This is a genomic window from Diaphorobacter sp. HDW4B (assembly GCF_011305535.1).
In the GTDB taxonomy this organism is placed as follows: Bacteria; Pseudomonadota; Gammaproteobacteria; order Burkholderiales; family Burkholderiaceae_C; genus Diaphorobacter_A.
On record NZ_CP049905.1, the window covers coordinates 1978462 to 2000981 of the forward strand.

Here is a 22520-nt window from a genome sequence, read left to right on the forward strand (position 1 = left end):
CACAGCAAAGCACGAGGAGTTCGAGATGAATGGCTTCACTTCCACCGACAACGTATTTCCGCTGCGGCCCACACGCCGCCATGCGCTGCAGTTGGCCGGTGCCGCTGCCGCGATGATTCTCACCACGCGTCTCGCCTGGGCGCAGAACAACAACGGCTCCTCGCTCGTCATCAAGGGCAAGGACGGTTGGCTGTTTGCGGGCTGGGGCAGCCTCGCACAAGTGGACACCGCAGGCATCGACCGCAACGTGCAACTGGTGGCCCGCGTGCAGCAATGGCTCAAGGAGCAGAACATCGAACTGGTGCTTCTGCTGCTGCCCGACAAGGCGCATTTCTATGCCGACCGGCTGCCTGACGACAAGAAGGTCAGCGCTGCCGTGCAGCAGCGCTACGCGCTGATTCTGGACAAACTGCAGCGTGCCAACATCGCCAGCTTTGACGACTTTGCCGCGCTGAAAAAAGTCAGCACCAGCGGCGCAGAAGTGTTCTATCGCACCGACCAGCACTGGACGCTCGACGCCGCCGATGCGACCGCGCAAGGCACTGCCGATCTGATCCGCAAAGTGAAGTCGCAACTCGCAGGCAATGCAGGCACCGGCACGCCGCTGGGCGCGCTGACCAAGGAGCGCCGTTATGGCGATCTCGCCGAAATCTTTCTCTCGCCCGATGAAAAAAAGCAGGTCGGACGCGAGGTCTACACCGTGCGCAAACAAGCCGAAGCGCAGGGCCTGCTCGACGATGCGCCAGCGCCCGTGCATGTGACCGGGCACAGCATGGTGCAGCCCTACTTCGGTTATCCGCAGAAACTGTCGAATCTGCTGGACCGCCCGGTTTCGCTGAACTGGAAGCCCGGCAACATCGGACCGTGGGTGATGCTGCTCGAATATCTGGAATCGCCCGCGTTCAAGCAGAACAAGCCGCAGGTGCTGGTGTGGCAGATGTTCGAGCCCAGCTTCAATCAGGGCCCTGACGCTGCGGGACTGTGGGACAACGCTTCCATCATGCCTGTGAACACCTGGACGCAGCGCGTGACGCAAGCCCTCGGGAGCGCCAAGCCATGAACCCGCGCGACAACACCCCGTCGCCCGCCGATGCTCCCACGCAAGGCCATCGCGCCACCGCCATCGTCTGGATGGTGCTGCTGGTGGCCGGTCTGGTGGTGGGTCTGTGGTCGCTCAAACGGGTCGATCTCCAACCCGAAAAGGCAACGCATGCAGCGTGGATGAACGGCAGCGCGGAGACCGCCATCAACCAGTCGCTGCGCCTGCCCGGACAAAGCTGGATCGAGATGGCCAGCGCCGCTGCGCGCTACCGGCTGCTGGGCGATCTGGGCGAGCAGGTGGTGCTGGGTTGCCCGCAGTGGATGTTCTATCACGATGGTCTGCGTGCGCAGCCCGGCACCGCTTCGGACGTGGTTGCGCAGCGCCTGCGCCTGCTCGAACATTGGCACGATCGACTGCAAAGCCGCAACATCCGCACGCTGATCGTCGCCGTGCCGGACAAGGCGCGCGTGGAGAGCGAACATCTCTGCGGTCGCAAGATGAGCGCTGCCCTGCAGGCGCGTTACGGCGAACTCGACAAGGCGCTGGCCGCACGCTCGATTGCCTTCGTGGATCTGCGTCCCGTGCTCGAAAAGCAGACCGACGACATGTACTTTCGCACCGACGTTCACATGAACGCCGCCGGTGCACAACGCGCCGCGCAGGCCGTTGCCAGCAAGGCACTCGCGGTGCTTGGAGGACAGCACGGCGATCAACGTTTTGAAGTCTCGACGCCGACCGCCGCACAAGCACGCATGGGCGATCTGATCGTGCTCTCCGGCCTCAAGAATGCGCCCGCAGGCTGGCGACCCGAGCTCGAATCCGAGCCGCAGCAAACCATCACGCCCGTGCGCAGTGGCGGTCTGCTCGACGATGCACCGCCCGTACGCGTGTTGCTCGCGGGCAGCTCCAACGGCCTGCGCAGCAATTTTGCTGAATGGCTGGGCCACGATCTGGGGCAGGAAGTGTGGAATCTCAGCATGGATGGCGGCCAGTTCTCGGGTGCCATGGTCAAGGCATTCACGCAAGCCGAGCGCTGGCCCGAAAGTCTCCAGCTCGTGATCTGGGAGTTCTCTGAAAACACCTTGTCGCTGCCGCTCACTGACGACGAAAAGCAGGCGCTCAAGCAGATCACCACACCGCTGCTCGCCGATGCGCGAAGCGCCACGGAGTGACACGCCATGCTGTTCAACTCCTACCTCTTTCTGCTGCTTTTTCTTCCCATCGCGTTGATGGGCTACTACACGGCAGGCCGCATCAATCAACGCTTTGCGGCGTTCTGGCTGTGCGTTTCGTCCTTTGTTTTCTACGGCTGGTGGAACCCGCAGTTCGTTGCGCTGCTGTCGTGCTCCATCGTCTTCAACTACCTCATCGGTCTGCTGATCCTGCGCTTTGCCGCATCGCCGCGCAAGCAGTTGCTGGTCACCAGCATCGGCGTGATCGTCGATCTGGCGGTGCTTTTTCACTACAAGTACTTCGCTGCGCTGTTCAATTTCCTGAGCGACTGGGGACTCGCGCACGGCGCGATGGACACGCTGATACTGCCGCTGGGCATCTCGTTCTTCACGTTCACGCAGATCGGCTTTCTGCTCGATTGCCGCTCGGGTCTGGTCAAGGAAAAAGGCTTTCTCAGCTATGTGCTGTTCGTGACCTTCTTCCCGCATCTGATCGCCGGGCCCATCCTGCACCACAAGGAGATGATTCCGCAGTTTGCCGATCCGGCCAACTACCGATTCAAAGCCGAAAACCTGTCGATCGGCGGCGTGCTGTTCGTGATCGGACTGGCCAAGAAAGTGCTGCTGGCTGACGGCATTGCGCCCTATGCGGATGCGGGTTTTGCAGCGCCGGGCGAACTGCAGTTCTGGGGCTCCTGGGCCACGAGCCTGAGCTACGCACTGCAGATCTACTTCGATTTTTCGGGCTACTCCGATATGGCGCTGGGCTTGGCCAAGATGTTCGGCATCGCGTTTCCACTCAACTTCAACTCGCCCTACAAGGCCGCGAGCATCATCGACTTCTGGGCACGCTGGCACATCACGCTCACGCGTTACCTCACGGCTTATCTGTACTACCCGGTGGCAATGGCGATCTCTCGCGCTCGCGAAAAACGCGGCATGTCGGTGGGCTCCGGCGCGGCCAAATCGCCGGGCGGATTTGCTGCCACCATCATCGTTCCCACGCTGTTCACCATGGGGCTTGCGGGCGTGTGGCACGGCGCGGGCATGCAGTATCTGGTATTCGGCATCTGGCACGGGCTGTGCCTGTCGATCAATCACGGCTGGCGCATTTTCGTCGTCGGCAAGAAGCCCGCATCGCAACGACACGCCAGCGTGATGGTGCAGATCGCCTGTGTGCTGATCACCTTTGCCGCCGTGCTCATCGGCCAGGCCTTCTTCCGCGCCGATGGCATGAGCAAGGCCTGGCTGCTGATCGAAGGCATGTTCGGCATGCGCGGCTTCGAGACTCTCGAATCGCTCTCCTACGCCATCGGTTTGTCGTTTGGCGACGCGTGGCGACTCGTCATTGGCCACCACCTGCAGGGCGCGTACATCACGCTGCTGCTGGCCATCGCGTGGTTCACGCCGAATGCGCACCAGATGCTGGGCGGCTTCTCGCCTGCGCTGTTCAAGACATTGAAGAACCCCAGCACGCTGCTGAGCTGGCGTCCCAGCATCGGCTGGATGCTCGCCACCTTGCTGCTGCTGGCGTTGTGCGTCGCCAATGTCCACAAGGAAACCCGTTTCCTCTATTTCCAATTCTGAGCCATCCACTTTCACACCAAGGAGAACGCCATGAGCATGAACGAAATCGAATCCCGCGCTGCATCGCTGATCGAAGGAATCATCATGACCCCCGTCGATTCCGAGACGCTGCTGATCGATTCGGGACTGGTCGATTCGCTGTCGGCAGTCGACGTCACGCTGGCCGTGGAGCGCGAGTTCGGCGTGAAGATTCCGCCCTCGGAAATCGATGTGCATCTGCAATCCGTGCAGACGCTTGCGCACTACATCCAGGCGCGCGCACAGGTTTGAGGCTTGCTTGCGGCCTTCGCCTTTCACGGGCGACCCGCGAAAGAAGGAGAACGACATGCGGTTTGATTTTGACAAATTCGAGTTCACCGAACTCTCCGCCCAGCCCCGGCTGGCGGCCATTCACGACGCCAGCGGCTGCATGAGCTGGCAGGCCTTGCGCACCGCAGTGGATGTGTGGATGCTGGCCGCGACCGACGCCGGCGCATGTGCCGATCAGCCCCTCGTGATCACCGGCCACAAGGAAGCCGACTTCGTGGTCGCCATGCTCGGCTGCCTGCGCCTCGGTGTGCCCTTTGTGCCGATCGATGTGATCAACCCCGCCGAGCGCGCGCGCCGCATCACCGAGCTGGTGCAGGCCACGCTGGTCTACGACACGCAAAAGCAGCGCTTCGTCGCCACCGGCCATGTGCCGCAGACGCTTGCGGAAAAAGGCGTGGCCTACATCATGTTCACCTCGGGCAGCACGGGCGACCCCAAGGGCGTGCAGATCGGCCGCGAAAGCGTGGGCCTGTTCGCCGGCTGGATTCGCGACTGCCTGCAGCTTGGCGACGCGCCCGTGTTCATGGATCAGATGCTGTTCAGCTTCGACTTCTCGCTGTTCAACTGGGTGGGCGCGCTCACCTGCGGCGGCACGGTGGCGCTGTGTGCGCGCGAGACCATCGAAGACGGCATGGCGTTCGCCGAATACCTTGCAAAGACCAAGGTGTCGGTCTGGGCATCGACGCCTTCCTTCGTGCGCCAGCAGATGCTGGGCGCGGATTTCAACGCGGCGCAATTGCCCGATCTGAAGGTCTTCGTCTTCGGCGCGGAATCGCTCACCCCTACCATGGCCGAAGCGCTGTGGGAGCGCTTTCCCGCAGTGCGCATCATCAACTCTTACGGACCGACCGAGGCGACTTGCTCGACCACCTGGGTGGAGATCGATCCGGCCATGCGCCGCGCCGCGCCGCTGCCCTTCCCCATCGGCCGCGCCAAGCCTTATGCGGACGTGTTCATCGAGGAAGGCGAAATCTGCATGGCGGGCGACCATGTGATGCGCGGCTATCTGAACCGCCCCGATCTGAACGAGACGCGCATGTTCATGCGCAACGGCAAGCGCGGTTATCGCTCGGGCGATGTGGGCGACATGGATGGGCTGGGCCTCGTCACGTTTCGCGGACGCCGCGACGATCAGATCAAGATGCACGGCTACCGCATTGAACTGGCCGAAGTCGATGCCGCGCTGGCCTTGCTGCCCGGCGTGCGCGCGGGTGCAACGATTGCGCTCAAGCGCTCCGATGGCGTGATCGTGCGCATGATCGGCTTCGTCGATCCCGACCACACCGGCCCTGCGGGCCTGCACGCACCCGGTGCTGCACTCAAGGACTGGAAGGCGATTCTCGCGCGCCGCGTGCCGTCGTACATGGTGCCTTCGGAGCTGCTGGTGTGCCACGGCTTTCCGATCACGCAGACGGAAAAGGTCGATCGCAAGAAGCTCGAACAGATGTACCGCGAAAGCCGCACCACCAACGTGCCCGCGCCCGCGCGCCCCGTAGCCCTGGCAGGACAACCGGCATGACACCGAATCCCATTCACATCGCGCTGTCGCTGCTTGCATGGGTGGCAGCCACAAGCGCTCATGCCGAAGGTGCCTTCGCGCAGCTCTATGCGGCAAGGCCACCGGCGGGTTCGTCGTTTGTGCGCGTACTCAATCCGGGCACCGAGCCGCTGCGCGTGAAGATCGCCAACGGGCCCGAGCAGACGCTCTCCGGCAACACCATCGCATCGAGCTACGCCATCGTGAAGGGACAGACCGACTTCACCGTCACGCTCAACGGACGGGCGAGTGCGCCGATGAAGGTCGCGCCCGACAGCTTCACCTCGCTGCTGCCCACGGCGGCGGGCGATTCCGCAGCGCTCAAGGTGCTCGATGATTCGGCGGGCGCGACGCAAGACGCCTTGAAGGCCGGTCTGCGCTTCTACAACCTGAGCCGCGACTGCAGCGAGGGCAAGGTGAGCATTGCGCCCGCAGGCACGCCCTTGTTTGCGCCCGTCGCGTATGGCGCGTCAGCCGCCCGCGCCATCAATCCGGTGAAGGCCACGCTGGTCGGCAGTTGCGCTGCAGTCCACACGAGCACACTGGAATTGCCGCCCCTGCAACCCGGCGAACACTTCAGCATGTTCCTCACCGGCAGCGCAGCCAAGCCCGTTCTGCTCGGTCAACGCAGCGCCACCGATGGGTACAAGCCGTGACCAGGAACCCGCCCGAACCCGCACTGGAAGCGACCGTCGCCATGCCCGCCAACCGCCCCGTCTTTCGCGACGACCATGAGATGCTGCGCACGCAGGTGGAGCGCTTTGTCGCGCAGGAAATCCTGCCTTTCTACATGCAGTGGGAAGACATGGGCGTGACGCCGCGCGCGCTGTGGCGCAAGGCCGGCGCGAACGGGCTGCTCAACTGCGCGGTTCCTGCGCCCTGGGGACAAGGCGGCGACTTCGGCCACTCGGCCGTGGTGCTGGAAACCATTGCGCGCGCCAACTGTCTGGGCATCGGGTTCTCGATCCATTCCGACATGGTCGCGCCCTACATCCTGAATCTGGGAACACGCCAGCAAAAGGACCGCTGGTTGCCGCGCATGACCTCGGGCGAGTGCATCGGTGCCATCGCGATGACCGAGCCCGATGCGGGCAGCGACCTCAAGGCCATCCGCACGCGCGCGCGCCGCGAACGCAGCCACTACGTGCTCAGCGGCGCGAAGACCTTCATCACCAACGGCGCAAATGCGGACCTCGCGATCGTGATGGCCAGCACCACGCCGGAGCTTGGTGCGCGCGGCCTGTCGCTGTTCGTGGTCGAACGTGGCATGAGCGGCTTCAGCAGCGGGCCGCCGCTCCGAAAGATCGGCCAGCATGCGCAGGACACGTGCGAACTTTTCTTCAACGACGTGCAGGTGCCGCTCGACAATCGCCTCGGCGAAGAGAACGCGGCCTTCGAGCATGTGTCCAAGGAACTGGCGCAGGAGCGCCTCGCGATTGCGCTGCGTGCCGCCGCCAGTCTGGAAGGCATGATCGACTCCACCGCCGCTTACGTGAAACAGCGCAAGGCCTTCGGGCGGCGCATCGTGGACTTCCAGAACGCGCGCTTCAAGTTGGCCGATGCGATTGCGCAGACCAGCATGTTGCGCGTTTTTCTCGACGATTGCCTTGCCAAGCACTTGCGCGCGGAGCTGGATCCCACCACCGCCGCCATCGCCAAACTGAACGCCACGGAAATGCAGGGCAAGATACTCGACGACTTGCTGCAAATGTTCGGCGGCTACGGCTACATGGCCGACTACGGCATAGGCCGCGCATGGACCGATGCGCGGGCACTGCGTATCCTGGGCGGAACCAGCGAGATCATGCTGGACATCATCGGCAAGCGCATCTGACGAAGCCTTGCGGAAATCTTGCGAAGATCGACCGCGACGCGCGCTCCATGGACGCTCCGTGGAATCAGGGCTGCAGCTGCCTTGCGCGCATCGTCGTCTTCCACACACTGCGCAATTGCGCGCCCTCCGGCGTGCCCTTCGACGCCCATGGTTCCAGGGCGAACGCCACAATGCGCCGTGAGCCGTAGTTTTCTGCGATGTTCCACTGGGTGCGCAAGCGCTCCAGGCTCGCTGTCCGCGCCTGAAACTCGCCGACGACATTGGCCGCATCGGGGTTCATCTCAAACAGCTCGACGATGAGATCGAAGTTGGCTCTGCGCTTGAGCAGCATCTGGCGCAAGGGCTCCAGATTCGCATAGTTGTTCATGCCATTGACGCCAACGCCGTCCTGAATCATGGGCCTGAGGACCACCCGGTCCAGGACATAACTCCACATGTTCGCGAGCTGCTCGCCCGTGCCCATCACGCTGAAGTAGGTTGACACGCTGGGCTCGGTGCCCGAGGTTTCGATGGCCACGTCCGACAGTTGCTTGAGCCAGTTGGCCAGCATGTCGAGACGCGCCTGCGAGCGGCCCCAGTCGTATTGCTCCAGCTCGTACGGGATGTACCAGCCCGCAAAGGCCGCGTGGTTTTGCCAGGTGACCGAGCGCATCCAGGCGGTGCAGTGCTGGGAAATTTTCTGAAGATAGTTGGCAACCTTGCGGTCCGACTTCGTGATCTCGGTCCACCAGTTGTCGTTGTAGGGAAGGCCGATATGCACGCCGATGCCCACCTTGGCGGCCTCATCCATCAAGCGCTGCAGCATGCGACCGCGCGCGTCCCACTTCTGAGCGGATTCACCTTCGATGCCCACCCACTGCAGAAACAGCGAGTCGCAGCCAAGCTCCACCATGTCGGTGAGCACGACGCGCCATTTCTCGGGAGTCCAGTCGATATGTTCTTGCCAAGGCTGCAAAAACGATCCGCCGCTGAGCTGAGTGGTGTTGCAACCGGCCAGTGCCATGGTGCTGCCCAGCGCGACGGCACCAGAAAAACGCAGCCAATCGCGACGCGAAAGACTGAAGGAATTGGAATGTGGTTTTGAAGACATTCTTATGACTTTAACAACCACATAGTGAAAACTCCCGTTTTTCGACGTTTTCTGAAATAGTGCGTAAGACCCTGTTTGGGATTGTATTAACCCATTGTTTTACAAAGGATTTTTGTCAACTCCATTGATCAAGAGTTATTTTCTCTCTCACAAAAATTGATTTTCACCGCCCGTGCTACAGATTTGGAAAATCGTCTGACAACACCCTTACTAGCAATATCAAACGAATATTGCACAAAACGATATTAAGTCAATGACCCAAGCCGAGCCAAAATATAAATCTTTGTGTTATTTGGCACGGCGCAGCACCAGCAGATCGATGGATGACGGCACGCCAAGGCGCACCGCAAACCCGGCCCACAAGCCCGCGCCGCTGCTGACGAACAGCTTCATGCGGTCCACGTCGTAGGCACCGCGCACAAAGCCGTTGTTCACGGGCGCAACCAGCCAGCGGTCCATGCCGAGGATGTGGCCGCCATGCGTGTGCCCGGAAATCTGCAGGCCCACGCCCTGCACCGCGTTGTCGCGTGCGAGCTTGGGCTGGTGCGCGAGCAGCAGGTGGAAGTCCGCGCCCTTGGCCTGTTTGGCGACGGCCTCGATGTCGGGCGGCAGGCCTTCGGGCACGCGCGGATCGGTGTTCTGCTGCGACAGCCGCCCGTAGGCCGGATCGCCAATGCCGGAGACCGCCAGCGTGCGGCCCTTGATCTTCACGCGCTGCGTCTGGTTTTCCAGATAGTTGAGGTGGAGCGAACGAAACACCCGCGCCCAGGCGTCGTAGCCGCTGTAGTACTCGTGGTTTCCGGGCGCAGAAAACACGCCGTATTTCGCCTTCAGTTGCGACAGCGGCGCGATGTTCTTGGCCTGCGTTGCCACATCGCCATCGATCATGTCGCCCGGCAGCACGACCAGATCGGGATTCGCGGCCAGCGTGCGATTGACGATGCCCTGCACGTAGTGGCTGTCGTTGATCGGGCTGGCGTGAATGTCGGCGATCACCGCCACGCGCAGACCGTCGAATTCGGCGGGCAGGTTGGCCAGCGCGATCTCCTGTTCACGCACTTGCGGAATCGTGAGCGCCTGCGTCACGCCGAAGCCCGTCGCCAGCAGCGCGGCAATCACGATCAAGCCGGTGAACAGCTTGCGTGAGCGCGGCGTGAACACGCCCAGCAGGCCGACGATGTCGCGCAGCAAGGCCAGCACAAACGCCAGCATCAGCGAACAGAAGATCCATCCCGCAACCACCTGCAGATGCGCGATGACCGAATAGCTGAGCGCGGTGTTGCGCATGGCCCAGATCAGCGCGGCAGGCATGGCACCCAGCAAGGCGGTGACGACAAACGCCAGCCAGAACGCCGTGCGGCGCTCGCGCTGGAGCAGGGGCCACCACAGCCACAGGGCGACGGGCAGCACGATCAGGCTTGCGTAAAAGATCATTCTTCAGAGCGTTTCTTTGAAAGTCAGGGTCTCCCGAGTCGATACACTGTGCTCCGGAGTACCCCATGAGCCCCGCAGAACACGAAGCCCCCGACACCAGCCGTTGCCCGCTATGCGGACAAGCCAACGAGTGCGCGATTGTCGCAGGGCTGCCGCCCGAAAGCTGCTGGTGCATGAATGAGCCCGTCTCGCGCGAGGCTCTCGCCAGGGTTCCATCCGGTCTTCAAGGCAAGTCCTGCCTTTGCCCGCATTGCGCCAAGCCGCTGGTGGAGGGCGACTGACGCAGCGCTCCACCACGTGAAAAGTCTGTCCGTGCTGCGCTTGAGAGCCGCTTCCAGCCTGCAGATATCGCTTGCAGCCGATATGATTCGGCCTCGCCTTTTCGCTTCTGTTTTCACATCTTTTTCCACCTCTGCAAAGGACCCGAAATGCCAACGTACCACATCGAAATGATGGAAGGCCGCACCGTCGAGCAAAAGCGCAAGCTGGCCGAAGAGATCACCCGCGTGAGCGTGGAAGTGCTTGGTGGCTCGCCCGAGTCCGTGGACATCCTGATCACCGACGTGAAGCGCGAGAACTGGGCCACCGGCGGCAAGCTCTGGCTGGATCGTCAGTGAAATCCGTGAAATGAAGGGTTTCCTGCAGGCCACCTTCAGTGGCTCTGCCTCGGCCAGCGCGCTGCGCGAACGCTACGGCGAGCGCTACCGCTGGCTGCTTTTGCTCTCCGTACTGGTCGGCACGGTCGCCTCGCTCATTCCCTCGACCAGCGTGAACGTGGCCATTCCGGCCATGAGCGCGTATTTCGAGCTCGGTCAGGCCCGGGCGCAATGGATCACTTCGGGCTTCATGGTGGCCTCCACCGTGGCCCTGCTCACCACGCCGTGGCTGCTCATGCGCTTCGGCTACCGCGCCACCTATGTGGGCGCGGTTCTGCTGCTCATGATCGGCGCAATCATCGGCGGCTTCTCCCAACATTTTCCGCTGGTGCTGGCCTCGCGCGTGGCCGAGGGCATTGCCGCCGGCATCATCCAGCCGATTCCGGCAGTCATCATCCTGCATGCCTTCAAGCCGCATGAACAGGGCCGCGCGGGCGGACTGTTCGGCATGGGCGTGGTGCTGGCTCCGGCGATTGCACCTGCACTCGGCGGCGTGCTCACCGACCTGATGGGCTGGCGCAGCACCTTCTTCATGGTCGTGCCGTTCACCTTGCTTTCGCTGTGGCTGGGTTTGAAGCTGGTGCCGCACTCCTCGCCCGGCGGCGCGCAGGTCGGAGAAAACACCTCCGGCCTCGACTGGATCGGCCTCACGCTCGGCGCGGGCGGAACGCTGGCCCTGCTCAACGGCATGACGCAGTTGCACAACGACCCCATCACCCCGGCGCTGATGCTGCTGGCGCTGGCCGCGCTGCTGCTGGTCGGCTTTGTGCTCTGGCAGAAATCGCTGCTGCAGCGCGGGCGCAAGCCGCTCATGGATCTGCGCCTGTTCAACTGCCGCCCGTTCGTGATGGGCTGCATCGTCTCCGCCGTATACGGCACGGCGATGTTCGGCTCGACCTATCTGCTGCCGCTGTTCATGCAGATGGGCATTGGCCTGTCGGCAAGCTACGCGGGCAATCTGCTGCTGCCCGCCGGGCTGGTGCTGGCGCTGACGTTCCCCGTCGTCGGACGCCTTGCCGACCGGCAGCCCACGCACTGGCTGGTGGCCATCGGGCTGGGCCTGCTTGCGCTGTCGTTCGCGCTGATGATCTTTGTCGGCTCCAGCACCGCGCTGTGGCTGCTGGCCGCCTTCATCATCGTCGGGCGCATCGGGCTCGGGTTCATCCTGCCGAGCCTGAATCTCGGGGCCATGCGCCCGCTCGACAAATCGCTGATCGCCCAGGGCTCCAGCACCATCAGCTTCATCCGCATGCTGGGCGGTGCGGCGGGCGTGAGCCTGTGCGGCATCGTGCTGCAGTGGCGCACCGCCGTGCACACCGCCGACCCCACGCTCAACGCCAAAGCCGCTCAGCTCATCGCCTTTCACGAGTGCTTTGCGCTGCTCACCGCACTGTGCCTGATCGCGCTGGTGGCCGCCACGCAATTGCGCTCGCCCCACCCACCCGCAGCCAAGGCCGAATGAGGCGCCACTTTTTGGTCTAATCTATAGTGGTTGCCAACCGGCCAGACCTTGGTGTGTCTGGCCGACGAACGAACTGCGAAAGCCCTCAACGCATGTGCCAGCTTTTAGGAATGAACTGCAATACCCCGACTGACGTGCGCTTCAGTTTCTCGGGGTTCACCCAGCGCGCGGGCAATACCGGCGATCACACCGACGGCTGGGGCATCGCGTTCTTCGAGGACAAGGGCCTGCGCCATTTCGTCGACCACGAACGCGCCGTCGACTCGCCCGTGGCCAAGCTGATCCGCGAGTACCCGATCCGCAGCAAGAACGTCATCGCCCACATCCGCAAGGCCACGCAGGGCGTCGTCAGTCTGGAGAACTGCCACCCGTTCGTGCGCGAGCTCTGGGGCCGCTACTGGGTATTTGCACACAACGGCGACCTGAAGAACTTCAGCCCCAAGCTGCACAGCCACTTCCAGCCCGTGGGCAGCACCGACAGCGAACAGGCCTTCTGCTGGATCATGCAGGAGCTCTCCAAATCGCACGCCAGCATGCCCAGCATCGAGGAACTCACGCTCACCCTGCGCGAACTCGCCCCCGGCATCGCCAAGCACGGCACGTTCAACTTTCTGCTCTCCAACGGCAAGGCGCTGTGGGCGCACGCGTCCACGCATCTGTACTACCTGGAGCGCCGCCACCCGTTCGCGCAGGCGCAGTTGTGCGATGAAGACCTGAAGGTGAACTTCGCCTCCGAAACCACGCCCGACGACAAGGTCGCCATCGTCGTGACCGCCCCACTCACCACCAACGAGGCCTGGATCCCGTTCCAAAGCGGCGAGCTGCGCGTGTTCGTGAACGGCGAAGCCTGCTGACTCAACGCTCCCGGCCCACCAGACCGCTGCGCCATGCAGCCACGATCAGTGCCAGACCCAGCAAGACCAGCATGGTGCGCGAGTCCACCGGCACCGGCACCGGCGTGACGGCGGTGGACGGCACAGCCGTCACAGTGTCCTGGTCCTGACTGAAGCAGTCCCCGATCGCCACGCAGTTGGCCCCGCCATGCAGGTTGGCGGTGTTCGTGATGGTCGCCTTCGCCGCCGCCGTGACGGTCGCCGTCACCGCATAGACGACGCTCTCCCCCGCGCCCAATTGGATTCCCGAACAGCCGCTGGCATTGCAGGCTCCGGCAGCGCTGTTCGCCCCCACCGTGCGAGGCTCGATGGCAGTGACGGTCATGCCACTCGCCACATCGCTCCACTGCAGATTGCTCACATCGGTGCCGCCCGTGTTGGACAAGGTCACCAGATAGACCGTCTCACTGCCGGTCTGCACCTGATCGACTCCGTTGGTCTTGGTGACCGACAGCGCAGCAGGCGTGTTGACCTGTGTGATCGCAAAAGTGCAGGCACTGGCTGGCGCGCACGAGGCTCCGGGTGTGGGAGGGGTCGTGCCGCCGCTCGGATCGACCGAGGCATAGTTGGTGATGCTGCCCGCCGCTGCCGGAGCCGTCGTCTGCAGCGTGAATGTGGCCGCAGCGTTCTGGGCCAGCGTGCTGCTCAGGGTCACCGTGCAGACCAGCGATGGGGCCACGCCCGTGCAGCTCACCGCCGAGACTCCTGTGCCCGCTGTCGCTCCGACGTAAGCCACGCCCGGCGGAAGCTCTTCACGCACCGTCACGACCTGCCCTGCCGCTGCCGAGGTCTGGCCGCTGTTGCCGAGGGTGAAGCTGTAGGTCAGGCTCGTCCCGGTGATGACGGTTTCCGGTGCTGCCTTGACCACCGTGAAGTGGGTTGGTGTGAGCAGCACATCCGTGTCGGTGGCTGTGCAGGGGGACATGGTGGAGCAGTTGGCTCCCGTCACGCTCGCCACGTTGTTCACGCTGGTCACAGTCGGGCTCACCATTGCGGTGACCTGTGCCGTCACCGTGTAGCTCACGCTGCCATTCACTCCCGCGCTGGCGGCGGGAACGGTGATGCCCAAGCAACCCAATGGCGACGTCACGCTGCAGGTGCCTGTCACAGCGCCAGTGCCGGTCGTGCTACTCGAAGTGATCGACTGGATGGTCATGCCGGTGGGCACATCCGTCCACTCCACGCCAGCGGCAGGTGTGTCGCCGCCGTTCGTGATGGTCACCGTGTAGGTGGTGCTTGCGCCTTCAGTGAGTTGGGTCACGCCATTGGTCTTGGTGACCGAAAGCGCTGCAGGCGTGTTGACCTGTGTGGTCGCGGAAGTGCAGGCACTGGCTGGCGCGCACGAGGCTCCGGGTGTGGGAGGGGTCGTGCCGCCGCTCGGATCGACCGAGGCATAGTTGGTGATGCTACCCGCCGCTGCCGGAGCTGTCGTCTGCAGCGTGAATGTGGCCGCAGCGTTCTGGGCCAGCGTGCTGCTCAGGGTCACCGTGCAGACCAGCGATGGGGCCACGCCCGTGCAGCTCACCGCCGAGACTCCTGTGCCCGCTGTCGCTCCGACGTAAGCCACGCCCGGCGGAAGCTCTTCACGCACCGTCACGACCTGCCCTGCCGCTGCCGAAGTCTGGCCGCTGTTGCCGAGGGTGAAGCTGTAGGGCAAGCTTGCTCCGGTGATGACGGTTTCCGGTGCTGTCTTGACCACCGTGAAGTGGGTTGGCGTGAGCAGCACATCCGTGTCTGTGGCTGTGCAGGGGGATGCCGTGGTGCAGTTTGCTCCCGTCACGCTCGCCACGTTGTTCACGCTGATCACCATCGGGCTCACCAAGGCAGTGACCTGCGCCACCACCGAATAGCTCACGCTGCCATTCACTCCTCCGCTGGCGGCGGGAACGGTGATGCCGGTGCAACCCAGCGTCGGGGTCAGGCCGCAGGTGCCAGTGACAGCGCCAGTTCCAGTGGAGCCATTGGGTGTGATCGACAGAATCGTCATGCCGGTGGGCACATCCGTCCACTCCACGCCAGTGGCAGGTGTGTCGCCGCCGTTCGTGACGGTCACGGTGTAGGTGGTACTTGCGCCTTCAGTGAGTTGGGTCACGCCATTGGTCTTGGTGACCGAGAGCGCAGCAGGCGTGTTGACCTGTGTAGGTGCAAAGGTGCAGGCGCTGGCTGGCGCGCACAAGGTTCCGGGTGTAGGCGGAGTCGTGCCACCGCTCGGATCGACCGAGGCGTAGTTGGTGATGCTGCCTGCCGTTGCCGGAGCCGTCGTCTGCAACGTGAAGTTGGCCGTTGCGTTCTGGGCCAGCGTGCTGCTCAAGGTGACAGAGCAGACCAGCGATGGGGCAGCGCCCGTGCAACTCACCGAAGTCACGCCCGCTCCCGCTGTCGCTCCGACATAGGTCACGCCGTCAGGAAGCGCTTCACTTACCGTCACGACCTGCCCTGCCGCTGCCGAGGTCTGGCCACTGTTGCCGAGGGAGAAGCTGTAGTTCAGGTTCGCCCCGGTGATGACGGTTCCCGGTGCTGTCTTGACCACTGTGAAGTGGGTCGGTGTGAGCAGCACGTCCGTGTCAGTGGCTGTGCACGGGGACGACGCGGTGCAGTTGGCACCCGTCACGCTCGCCACGTTGTTCACGCTGGTCACGGTCGGGCTCACCAATGCGATGACCTGTGCCGTCACCGTGTAGCTCACGCTGCCGTTCACTCCCGCGCTGGCGGCGGGAACGGTGATGCCTGTGCAACCCAGCGTCGGGGTCAGGCCGCAGGTACCAGTGACAGCGCCAGTGCCGGTCGTGCTACTCGGAGTGATGGACTGGATCGTCATGCCCGTGGGCACATCCATCCACGCTACGCCAGCGGCAGCCAGATCACCGCTGTTGGCGATGGTCACGGTGTACGTGGTGCCAGCCCCCTCGGTGAGTTGGGTCACGCCGTTGGTCTTGGTGACGCTCAGCGTGGCTGGCTTGAGGATGTCGTCGGTGTCCATCGCGGTGCATTGGTTGGTGCCCGTGCAGGAGGTGCTGCTCGGGAATGCGGCTGTGTTTTTTGCATTGCCAGCACCGGTGGCACCATTGACCGTGGCCAGGACGGAGTAGGTGATGGACTCGCCCGGGGCCAGCGTGATGTTGGAGCAACCCGAGGCGACGCACAGCCCTTCGTTGCTGTTGGGGCCGACGGCGGTGTCGGTGATCTGGCTCACGCTCACGCCGGTGGGCGTGTCAGTCCACTGCACGCCTGTGGCGGCGGTTTCGCCCGTGTTCGACAGCGTCACCGTGTAGGTGGTGGTGCTGCCGAAGACCACCTGATTCACGCCGTTGGTCTTGGTGATGTTCAGGTTGGCGGGCTTGAGGATGGTGTCGGTGTCACGGCTGCAATCGGCAGCCGGGAGGGTTGCGCAGGTGGCATTGCCGATTTTGGCCGTGTTGAAGACCGCCCCACCTGGCGTGACCCCGCTGCCGACCGCGGCCACCACGGAATAGGTGATGGACTGCTGCGAGGGCAGCGTGATGCCGGAGCATGTCGCCAGGGTCGTCGTGACGGTACACGTCCCCACATTGGCACCCGCACTGGGAGCGGCCCCGGGAATGACGTTCACCAGTGTCAGTCCGGCAGACGGGGTGTCTGTCCAGGTCAGATTGGAAGAAGTGCTGGAACCCGTGTTGGTCAGCGTCACCAGATAGGTGGTCTGCGTTCCGGCGGACAGCTTGTCCACATTGTTGGTCTTGGTGATGCTCAGGGCACCGTTCACCACGATGGGATCGTTGTCCACAGAGGTGCACGACAAGACCGGAGCCCCATTGGTGCAGTTGGCGCCATGCACCGTGGCCGTGTTGGTGGCCGTTGCACCGACGGTCTGGCTGACGGTGGCCGTCACGGTGTAGGTAAGGGATGCCCCAGGCGCAAGCGTGATGCCCGAGCACACCATGCCCGTGCAAGTGCCTGCCGCGCTGCCGCTGCCCACGCTGCTTGGCGGGGCAATGCCCAGCACCGTCAGATTGCTGGCGCTGTCGGTCCATTGCACCCCGGTCGCGGGCAGGCCACCACTGTTGCTCAGCGTCACGTTGTACGTCGTGGGGCTGCCTGCCACGAGCGTGTTGACGTTGTTGGTCTTCACCACGCTCACGCTGGCAGGCGTGGTGACTGCCAGACGGTTGTAGGCAACGAAGGCGATGTCCGACGAGCCACTGAGCTTTTGAACGAATCCAGTGATGCGCCCCATGTTGCTGGCGTCGATTCCGAAATCCCGGAAGTGATAGGCCAGCATGCGCAGGTCGCGATCACTGGCGGCAATGTTCGATGCCGTGTGGTTGGGATTCCAGAATTGCCAACTCTGGCGCCCCACGACGTTGACAGAATTGAAGTTGATGCTCAACTCAATGCCGACCGTGACCCCTGCGCTGTCGACGAAAGAAAACTTGTCCACAGCGGTCGCGGGATCTCCCACCTGTGTCACGAGCACGTCGGGAATCAAGTCCGTCGTGGCGTCCGCATTGCTCACCGTCGCGTCGAACTTCAGAGGCGTCACCGGAATATTGAACAAGGCCGTGTTCAAGTCCAGGCCACTGGCTCCATCGGACAGATAGGATGCGCGTGTCTTGGAAGGATCGTATGTGACCGCCCTCGGGATAGCGTTCAAACCTCCGGCTGCAGGGATCGAACTGGCCTGAGGCGTGAACGCTTGGAACGAAGCCTGAGTTGCCGTCGGGCTCAGAAAATTCTCGATCACGCCGGTCGAGTAGGTGACGCTTCTGGCAGGTGTGGAACCCACTGCAGCCGTGTATGCGGTAAACGCCAACAGGTTGTTGACCCCGTTGGCCGCAGCGGCTGCGTTGGTGGTGGAGGTCCACGTATTGTTGTTGTAGCTCCCCCAGACGGCGGTCACATTGTCCACCGCGCTCGCGGACATCGCCGCACCGCACAATGCCGCGCCCACCGACCAACGCACCAGCTTGGCAAGCAGCGCGCGAGCATGCAATGAGGAGGGCAGTTTTTTCGTCATTCCGATCTCTGGTGCATCGCAGCCTCATCGATGCACCACGCCGGAGCCGAACTGAACTGCCGAGCAAGGCCACGTCGTGCGCGCCCACTCACATGTTACCAATTATAACGAGGCACTATCAAAACGCTGAATTTCACGGCAATTGCACATACTTCGCGGCAGTTTAGGCAAGTTCCGTCGAAGCAGGCGCATTTTGCAGATCAGGCCTTGATCCCCGCCGTCGTCCCCACACCCGCCGCCAGATAGCCGCCATCGACCGGCAGCAGCACGCCGTTGATGTAGGCCGCGCCATCGCTGCACAGGTAGCAGATGGCATCGGCGATCTCGTCCGTGTTGCCCATGCGCTTGGCGGGAATCATGGACTCGAAGGCCGCCTTGGTCTCCGGCGTGTAGTTCTTCTCGGTCATCGCAGTGAGTACCGGCCCCGGTGCGACTGCGTTCACGGTGATGCCATAAGCACCCAGCTCCATCGCGAACTGGCGCGTCAATCCGGCAATCGCCGTCTTCGACGTGCCATAGGCCACCCGCCCCACGCCTGCGCGCTCGGAGCTGATCGACGCCAGATTCACGATGCGCCCGAACCGGCGCTCGGCCATACCGCGCGCCGCACGCTGCGAGCACAGAAACGTGCCGCCCACATTCACATCCATGGCCTTGCGGAACATGTCATACGAGCACTCCAGCACTGAAGCCACCGGCATGATGCCCGCGCTGTTGACCAGTAGATCCGCACCTTGGCCCCATTGCTTTTCGATGGCCGAAAACGCCGCGTCCACCGACTGCGGATCGCTCACATCGATGCTCACGGCCATGGCGCTGTCCGGCCTCTGCGCGTTCAACTGATCGGCGACCGCTTTGGCGTTGTCGATCTGAATGTCCAGCACCGCCACCCGATGTCCACTTTGCGCAAGCCGCATCGCCACCGCCGCACCAATGCCCGATCCGCCGCCGGTCACGGCTGCCACCTTGGTGTTCTGTTGTTGCTGAGTCATCTTTTGCTGTCTCCTGAATCGCTGTATGTCGAGTGATGCCCACCTTAGCAGATGCCATCAAGCGCTCACAGAAACCCAACCCACCGCCCCGCCAGCAGCACCGCACACCACAGCAGCAACGACAAAGCCGCGCGCACGCGCACGCCTGTGGCCACGCCTTGCCCGTTCAGCAGCTTCGTCCAATCCGCACCGCAATGCTGCCAGGCGACATTGGCGAGCGCCGTCACCAACAAGCCGAGTTTGCACAAAAAAGCAGCATTTCCCCAGTAATCCAGCGGACGCACCGAGAACAGCCACAGCCCCGTCAACACCGCCAACGCCAAGCCCCACGCAGCCGTGCGCGAGAGCACAGCAGCCAGCGCGGCCAATGAAGAATCATGTGAAGAGTCACGTAAAGAAGAAGAACGCGCGATCAACTGCAGGTCGAGCGTGACAATCGAGCCCAACAGCAGCGCCAAGCCCAGAATGTGCGCCGCATTCACGAACAGATAGGCCGTGCCCGAATCCTGCAGCCAGCGCGCCCCCGGCCATGCAGCGATCAGATCGAGCACCGATGTCATATGCGCTGTCGAATCGATGCGCTAATCTATTCCTTGATCCGCTCCGGATACATGTCGTACCGCTTGCCATCCAGCGTGATGCGCACCGCCTTCATGTGCTGCACCTTGTGATCCTGCGCCCGGTTGCCCAGCACGGTGATGCGATCCCCCACCTTGGCCGTCTGCCCGGTGAAGCCCGAACGCTCGGTCTGCGACGGATTGCCCAGATCGACCTGCCACGACTGCCCCTGCGCGCTTTGGACCTGCAGCTTCGGATGCGGCGGTGCCATCGAGATCGACTCGATCGTGCCCTCCAGCGTCGTCTGCTCCCCGTCTGCCCATGTCCAACCGTGATGCGCGAATGCGCCAGAACCGCAACTCCCCGCCAAAACCAGCACGCCACACAGGCGCCGCGTGAGCTTGTTGAATGAAGCATGCATGGCATCTTCTCCTTGAAGGAAAACCGATCACACTGAAGCGACGATCATTTTCTCAAGATGGAAGGCAAAAACGTCCAATTGCCCACACCACCAGCGGGCTTGGATTTGACGCGAAATCCAACGGCCTTGAAATAATTCAAGTCATTGAATTCATTGGGAATTTGGCGCGGCTGGCGGGGATCGAACCCACGACCCTTGGCTTCGGAGGCCAATACTCTATCCACTGAGCTACAGCCGCGTGCTGTATGTATTGAGCGAGAGACGCGGTGGGCCTGGTTCGCTTCGTTGCAAACAACGAGCCCGCAAGCCACCGGAGCGCAGATTATGGCATGGCTGCGGTGGGTTCTTTTCAGGACTTTGGAGCAGGCGTGTCCTGCGATAGGTGCTTTTGGAATCCTAGACCTGACAAATAGGCATCCACTGACATACAGCCGGTAGGCGTCAGAGGGAAACTCCCCTCATTCAACACCCAGTTATGTATGAGTCCCACGAACAACGCATGCAAGCCCTGCGCCGCGACGTCTGCCGGCATGGGCAGTGCCACGTTCAGCTCCCGGGCGGCTCGGGTCAGGTCTTCGGTGAATCGGCCGCGTGAGACCTGTGCGGCTTCGACATGGCGCTCGCGCACGGCGGCGAGTTCGCCCACGTACTCCATCTTGAACAGCGCGGTGTCGAAGACTTTGCGGCGGCGTTCGTCCTGCGCCATGCTCTCGAAGACATTGCGGATGGATTTGCGGATGCGCTCCAGAGGCGGCAAGTCGCCATATATGTCGTCGCAGATTTCGTCGAAAGGCATGCAGATGCGGTTGAGCATGGAGCTGAACACGTCCACCTTGTCCTTGAAGTGCCAATACACCGCGCCGCGGGTGGCGCCTGCGCGCTGGGCGATGTCTCCCAGCGAGGTGCGGGATACGCCTTTTTCGAAGAACACCTCTTCGGCCGCATCCAACAGTTTGGTGCGGGTTTCGTCTGCTTCTGCTTTGGTACGCCTTGCCATGTCGCGGGCCCTCTGTGAGCCGAGTCTGTTTGTCTCTGGATTTCTATGCGGGAAAGACCTTCGATGAACTGAAGGTCATTACCCCTGAATGCTAATTATACATTTATGCATGTATGTATAATTGCTGCATCAATTTCGTGGGATATGGGCAAGTTGCGCCTGTCTCCTTGGCGCCATGACGACATACGGGCGCAAGAACTGATCAATACCCTCAATAAAAATGTCAACCAGAAGGACTTTCATGCATCCCGTGTATGAAGCAACCGAGGCGGCGCAAAGCCACTCATCCATTGTGTTTCGCCGCTCCAAATCGGCAGCGCTCGTGCTGACGTTGGTCGCTGCGCTGGGCCTGTCGGCCTGTGGTGACAAGAAGGCCGAGCAGCAGCAGGCCCCGCAAGGCCAGCAAAAGCCGCCGGAAGTGGGCGTGGTCACGGTCGAGCTGCAGAACGTGCCCGTGGTCTCCGATCTGCCGGGTCGTCTGGAAGCTTCCCGCATTGCGCAGGTTCGTGCCCGCGCTGCTGGCATCGTGCAAAAGCGCAGCTTCCAGGAAGGCTCGAACGTGAAGGCCGGTCAGGTGCTGTTCCAGATCGACAGCACGCCGTACAAGGCCAATCTGCAGAGCGCGCAAGCCACACTGGCACAGGCCGATGCGAATCTGGCACAGGCATCGTCCACCGCCCGCCGCTACAAGCCGCTGGTCGAGGCGAACGCCATCAGCAAGCAGGAATACGACGTGGCCGTGGCCAACGAAAAGGCCGCTCAGGCACAGGTCGCCGCTGGCAAGGCCGCTGTGACCAATGCAAACGTGAGCCTGGGTTATGCGACCGTCACGGCCCCCATCTCCGGCCGCATTGGCCGCGCGTTGGTGACCGAAGGTGCTCTGGTCGGTCAGGGCGATGCGACGCAGTTGGCCGTGATCCAGCAGATCAACCCAATGTACGTGAACATCACGCAGTCGTCGGCTGAAATCCTGCGCATGCGCGAGGCGCTGTCGCAAGGCAAGCTGTCGAGCGATGGCAAGGCGGGCGCTCGCGTGAGCGTGTACACCGACGATGGCCGCAAGATTCCGCAGGAAGGCCGTCTGCTGTTCACTGACCTAACCGTGGATGAGACCACCGGCCAGGTACAGGTGCGCGCCGAGATTCCGAACCCCGATGGCATGCTGCTGCCGGGCATGTATGTGCGTGTGAAGCTGGAGCAAGCCCAGATCGACAACGCCATGCTCGTGCCCCAGCAGTCCGTGACACGCAATGAGAAGGGCAACTTCGTGATGGTCGTGGCCGAAGACGGCTCGGTCAGCCCGCGCCCCGTGCAGATCGGCCGCTCGCAAGGCACGAACTGGGTGGTGACATCCGGTCTCAAGGCTGGCGAGAAGGTGATGGTCGACGGCCTCGTGAAGGTCGGCATGGGTGCCAAGAAGGTGACTCCTGTGCCATGGACCGGCTCTTCACAAGCGCCGCAAGCACAGCAACCTGCCAGCGCCGCAGCCGCACCCGCCTCCGCAGCGTCGGCCCCCGCAGCAGACGCCTCTGCAGGCAAGTAA

The 22520-nt window shown here is 62.8% G+C and carries 19 protein-coding genes and 1 tRNA gene; 12 read left to right on the forward strand and 8 right to left on the reverse strand.

Going from position 1 to position 22520, the window contains the following annotated elements; translation table 11 throughout:
• Positions 1-25: 25 nt before the first annotated feature.
• Genes G7048_RS09135 through G7048_RS09165 form a run of 7 tightly spaced genes read left to right on the forward strand, consistent with a single transcriptional unit; the run spans position 26 to position 7481 of the window.
• On the forward strand, positions 26-1060 hold the full coding sequence (locus tag G7048_RS09135) for a twin-arginine translocation pathway signal (protein ID WP_166067832.1): 1035 nt from the start codon (positions 26-28) through the stop codon (positions 1058-1060).
• A complete protein-coding gene (locus tag G7048_RS09140) occupies positions 1057-2214 on the forward strand; it encodes a cell division protein FtsQ (RefSeq protein WP_166067833.1) in 1158 nt (385 codons plus the stop codon). Before G7048_RS09135 ends, G7048_RS09140 begins: the two co-directional genes overlap by 4 nt.
• Positions 2215-2220: 6 nt before the next feature.
• Positions 2221-3801, forward strand: coding sequence for an MBOAT family protein (locus G7048_RS09145; protein WP_166067834.1), 1581 nt, complete (start codon positions 2221-2223; stop codon positions 3799-3801).
• A gap of 30 nt (positions 3802-3831) precedes the next feature.
• Positions 3832-4071, forward strand: coding sequence for an acyl carrier protein (locus tag G7048_RS09150; RefSeq protein WP_166067835.1), 240 nt, complete (start codon positions 3832-3834; stop codon positions 4069-4071).
• Between the two features lie 55 nt (positions 4072-4126).
• The gene (locus G7048_RS09155) at positions 4127-5629 is read left to right on the forward strand and encodes an AMP-binding protein (protein WP_166067836.1); all 1503 of its coding nucleotides are present in this window, start codon (positions 4127-4129) and stop codon (positions 5627-5629) included.
• On the forward strand, positions 5626-6303 hold the full coding sequence (locus tag G7048_RS09160; protein ID WP_166067837.1) for an alginate O-acetyltransferase AlgF: 678 nt from the start codon (positions 5626-5628) through the stop codon (positions 6301-6303). The genes G7048_RS09155 and G7048_RS09160 overlap by 4 nt, the downstream gene beginning before the upstream one ends.
• A 41-nt stretch (positions 6304-6344) precedes the next feature.
• Positions 6345-7481 (forward strand): acyl-CoA dehydrogenase family protein, encoded by a 1137-nt coding sequence (locus G7048_RS09165; protein WP_166070888.1) that lies wholly within the window; start codon positions 6345-6347, stop codon positions 7479-7481.
• 64 nt (positions 7482-7545) lie between these two features.
• Here G7048_RS09165 and G7048_RS09170 read toward each other — a convergent pair whose 3' ends face one another.
• Together G7048_RS09170 and G7048_RS09175 are read right to left on the reverse strand one after the other, a co-directional pair.
• A complete protein-coding gene (locus G7048_RS09170; protein ID WP_166067839.1) occupies positions 7546-8571 on the reverse strand; it encodes a DUF4434 domain-containing protein in 1026 nt (341 codons plus the stop codon).
• A gap of 288 nt (positions 8572-8859) precedes the next feature.
• Positions 8860-10005, reverse strand: a complete 1146-nt coding sequence (locus tag G7048_RS09175; protein WP_166067840.1) for a metallophosphoesterase — start codon at positions 10003-10005, stop codon at positions 8860-8862.
• A 65-nt stretch (positions 10006-10070) separates the two neighbouring features.
• Here G7048_RS09175 and G7048_RS09180 point away from each other — a divergent pair, with 65 nt between their 5' ends.
• The 4 genes from G7048_RS09180 (at position 10071) to G7048_RS09195 (ending at position 12977) form a co-directional block, all read left to right on the forward strand.
• Positions 10071-10286, forward strand: a complete 216-nt coding sequence (locus G7048_RS09180) for a cysteine-rich CWC family protein (RefSeq protein ID WP_166067841.1) — start codon at positions 10071-10073, stop codon at positions 10284-10286.
• Between the two features lie 147 nt (positions 10287-10433).
• On the forward strand, positions 10434-10622 hold the full coding sequence (locus G7048_RS09185; RefSeq protein WP_106845018.1) for a 4-oxalocrotonate tautomerase: 189 nt from the start codon (positions 10434-10436) through the stop codon (positions 10620-10622).
• 10 nt (positions 10623-10632) lie between these two features.
• Positions 10633-12123, forward strand: a complete 1491-nt coding sequence (locus tag G7048_RS09190; RefSeq protein WP_166067842.1) for a DHA2 family efflux MFS transporter permease subunit — start codon at positions 10633-10635, stop codon at positions 12121-12123.
• Between the two features lie 92 nt (positions 12124-12215).
• Positions 12216-12977, forward strand: coding sequence for a class II glutamine amidotransferase (locus tag G7048_RS09195; RefSeq protein WP_166067843.1), 762 nt, complete (start codon positions 12216-12218; stop codon positions 12975-12977).
• Between the two features lies 1 nt (position 12978).
• Here the strand turns inward: G7048_RS09195 and G7048_RS09200 are convergent, their stop codons facing one another.
• From G7048_RS09200 to G7048_RS09225, 6 genes are all read right to left on the reverse strand, one after another.
• Positions 12979-18009 (reverse strand): DUF11 domain-containing protein, encoded by a 5031-nt coding sequence (locus G7048_RS09200; RefSeq protein ID WP_166067844.1) that lies wholly within the window; start codon positions 18007-18009, stop codon positions 12979-12981.
• Between the two features lie 200 nt (positions 18010-18209).
• Positions 18210-19001 (reverse strand): SDR family NAD(P)-dependent oxidoreductase, encoded by a 792-nt coding sequence (locus G7048_RS09205; protein ID WP_166067845.1) that lies wholly within the window; start codon positions 18999-19001, stop codon positions 18210-18212.
• 65 nt (positions 19002-19066) lie between these two features.
• Positions 19067-19561, reverse strand: coding sequence for a DUF2214 domain-containing protein (locus tag G7048_RS09210; RefSeq protein WP_166067846.1), 495 nt, complete (start codon positions 19559-19561; stop codon positions 19067-19069).
• A gap of 26 nt (positions 19562-19587) precedes the next feature.
• Complete coding sequence (locus tag G7048_RS09215; RefSeq protein WP_166067847.1) at positions 19588-19980, reverse strand: DUF6152 family protein; 393 nt, start codon at positions 19978-19980, stop codon at positions 19588-19590.
• Positions 19981-20142: 162 nt separating this feature from the next.
• A tRNA-Arg gene (locus G7048_RS09220) sits at positions 20143-20218 on the reverse strand.
• 111 nt (positions 20219-20329) lie between these two features.
• Complete coding sequence (locus G7048_RS09225) at positions 20330-20977, reverse strand: TetR family transcriptional regulator (protein WP_166067848.1); 648 nt, start codon at positions 20975-20977, stop codon at positions 20330-20332.
• Between the two features lie 241 nt (positions 20978-21218).
• Between G7048_RS09225 and G7048_RS09230 the strand changes: the two genes are divergently transcribed.
• Positions 21219-22520 carry an efflux RND transporter periplasmic adaptor subunit gene (locus tag G7048_RS09230; RefSeq protein ID WP_166067849.1) on the forward strand — a complete coding sequence of 434 codons (1302 nt, stop codon included), beginning with the start codon at positions 21219-21221 and terminating at the stop codon, positions 22518-22520.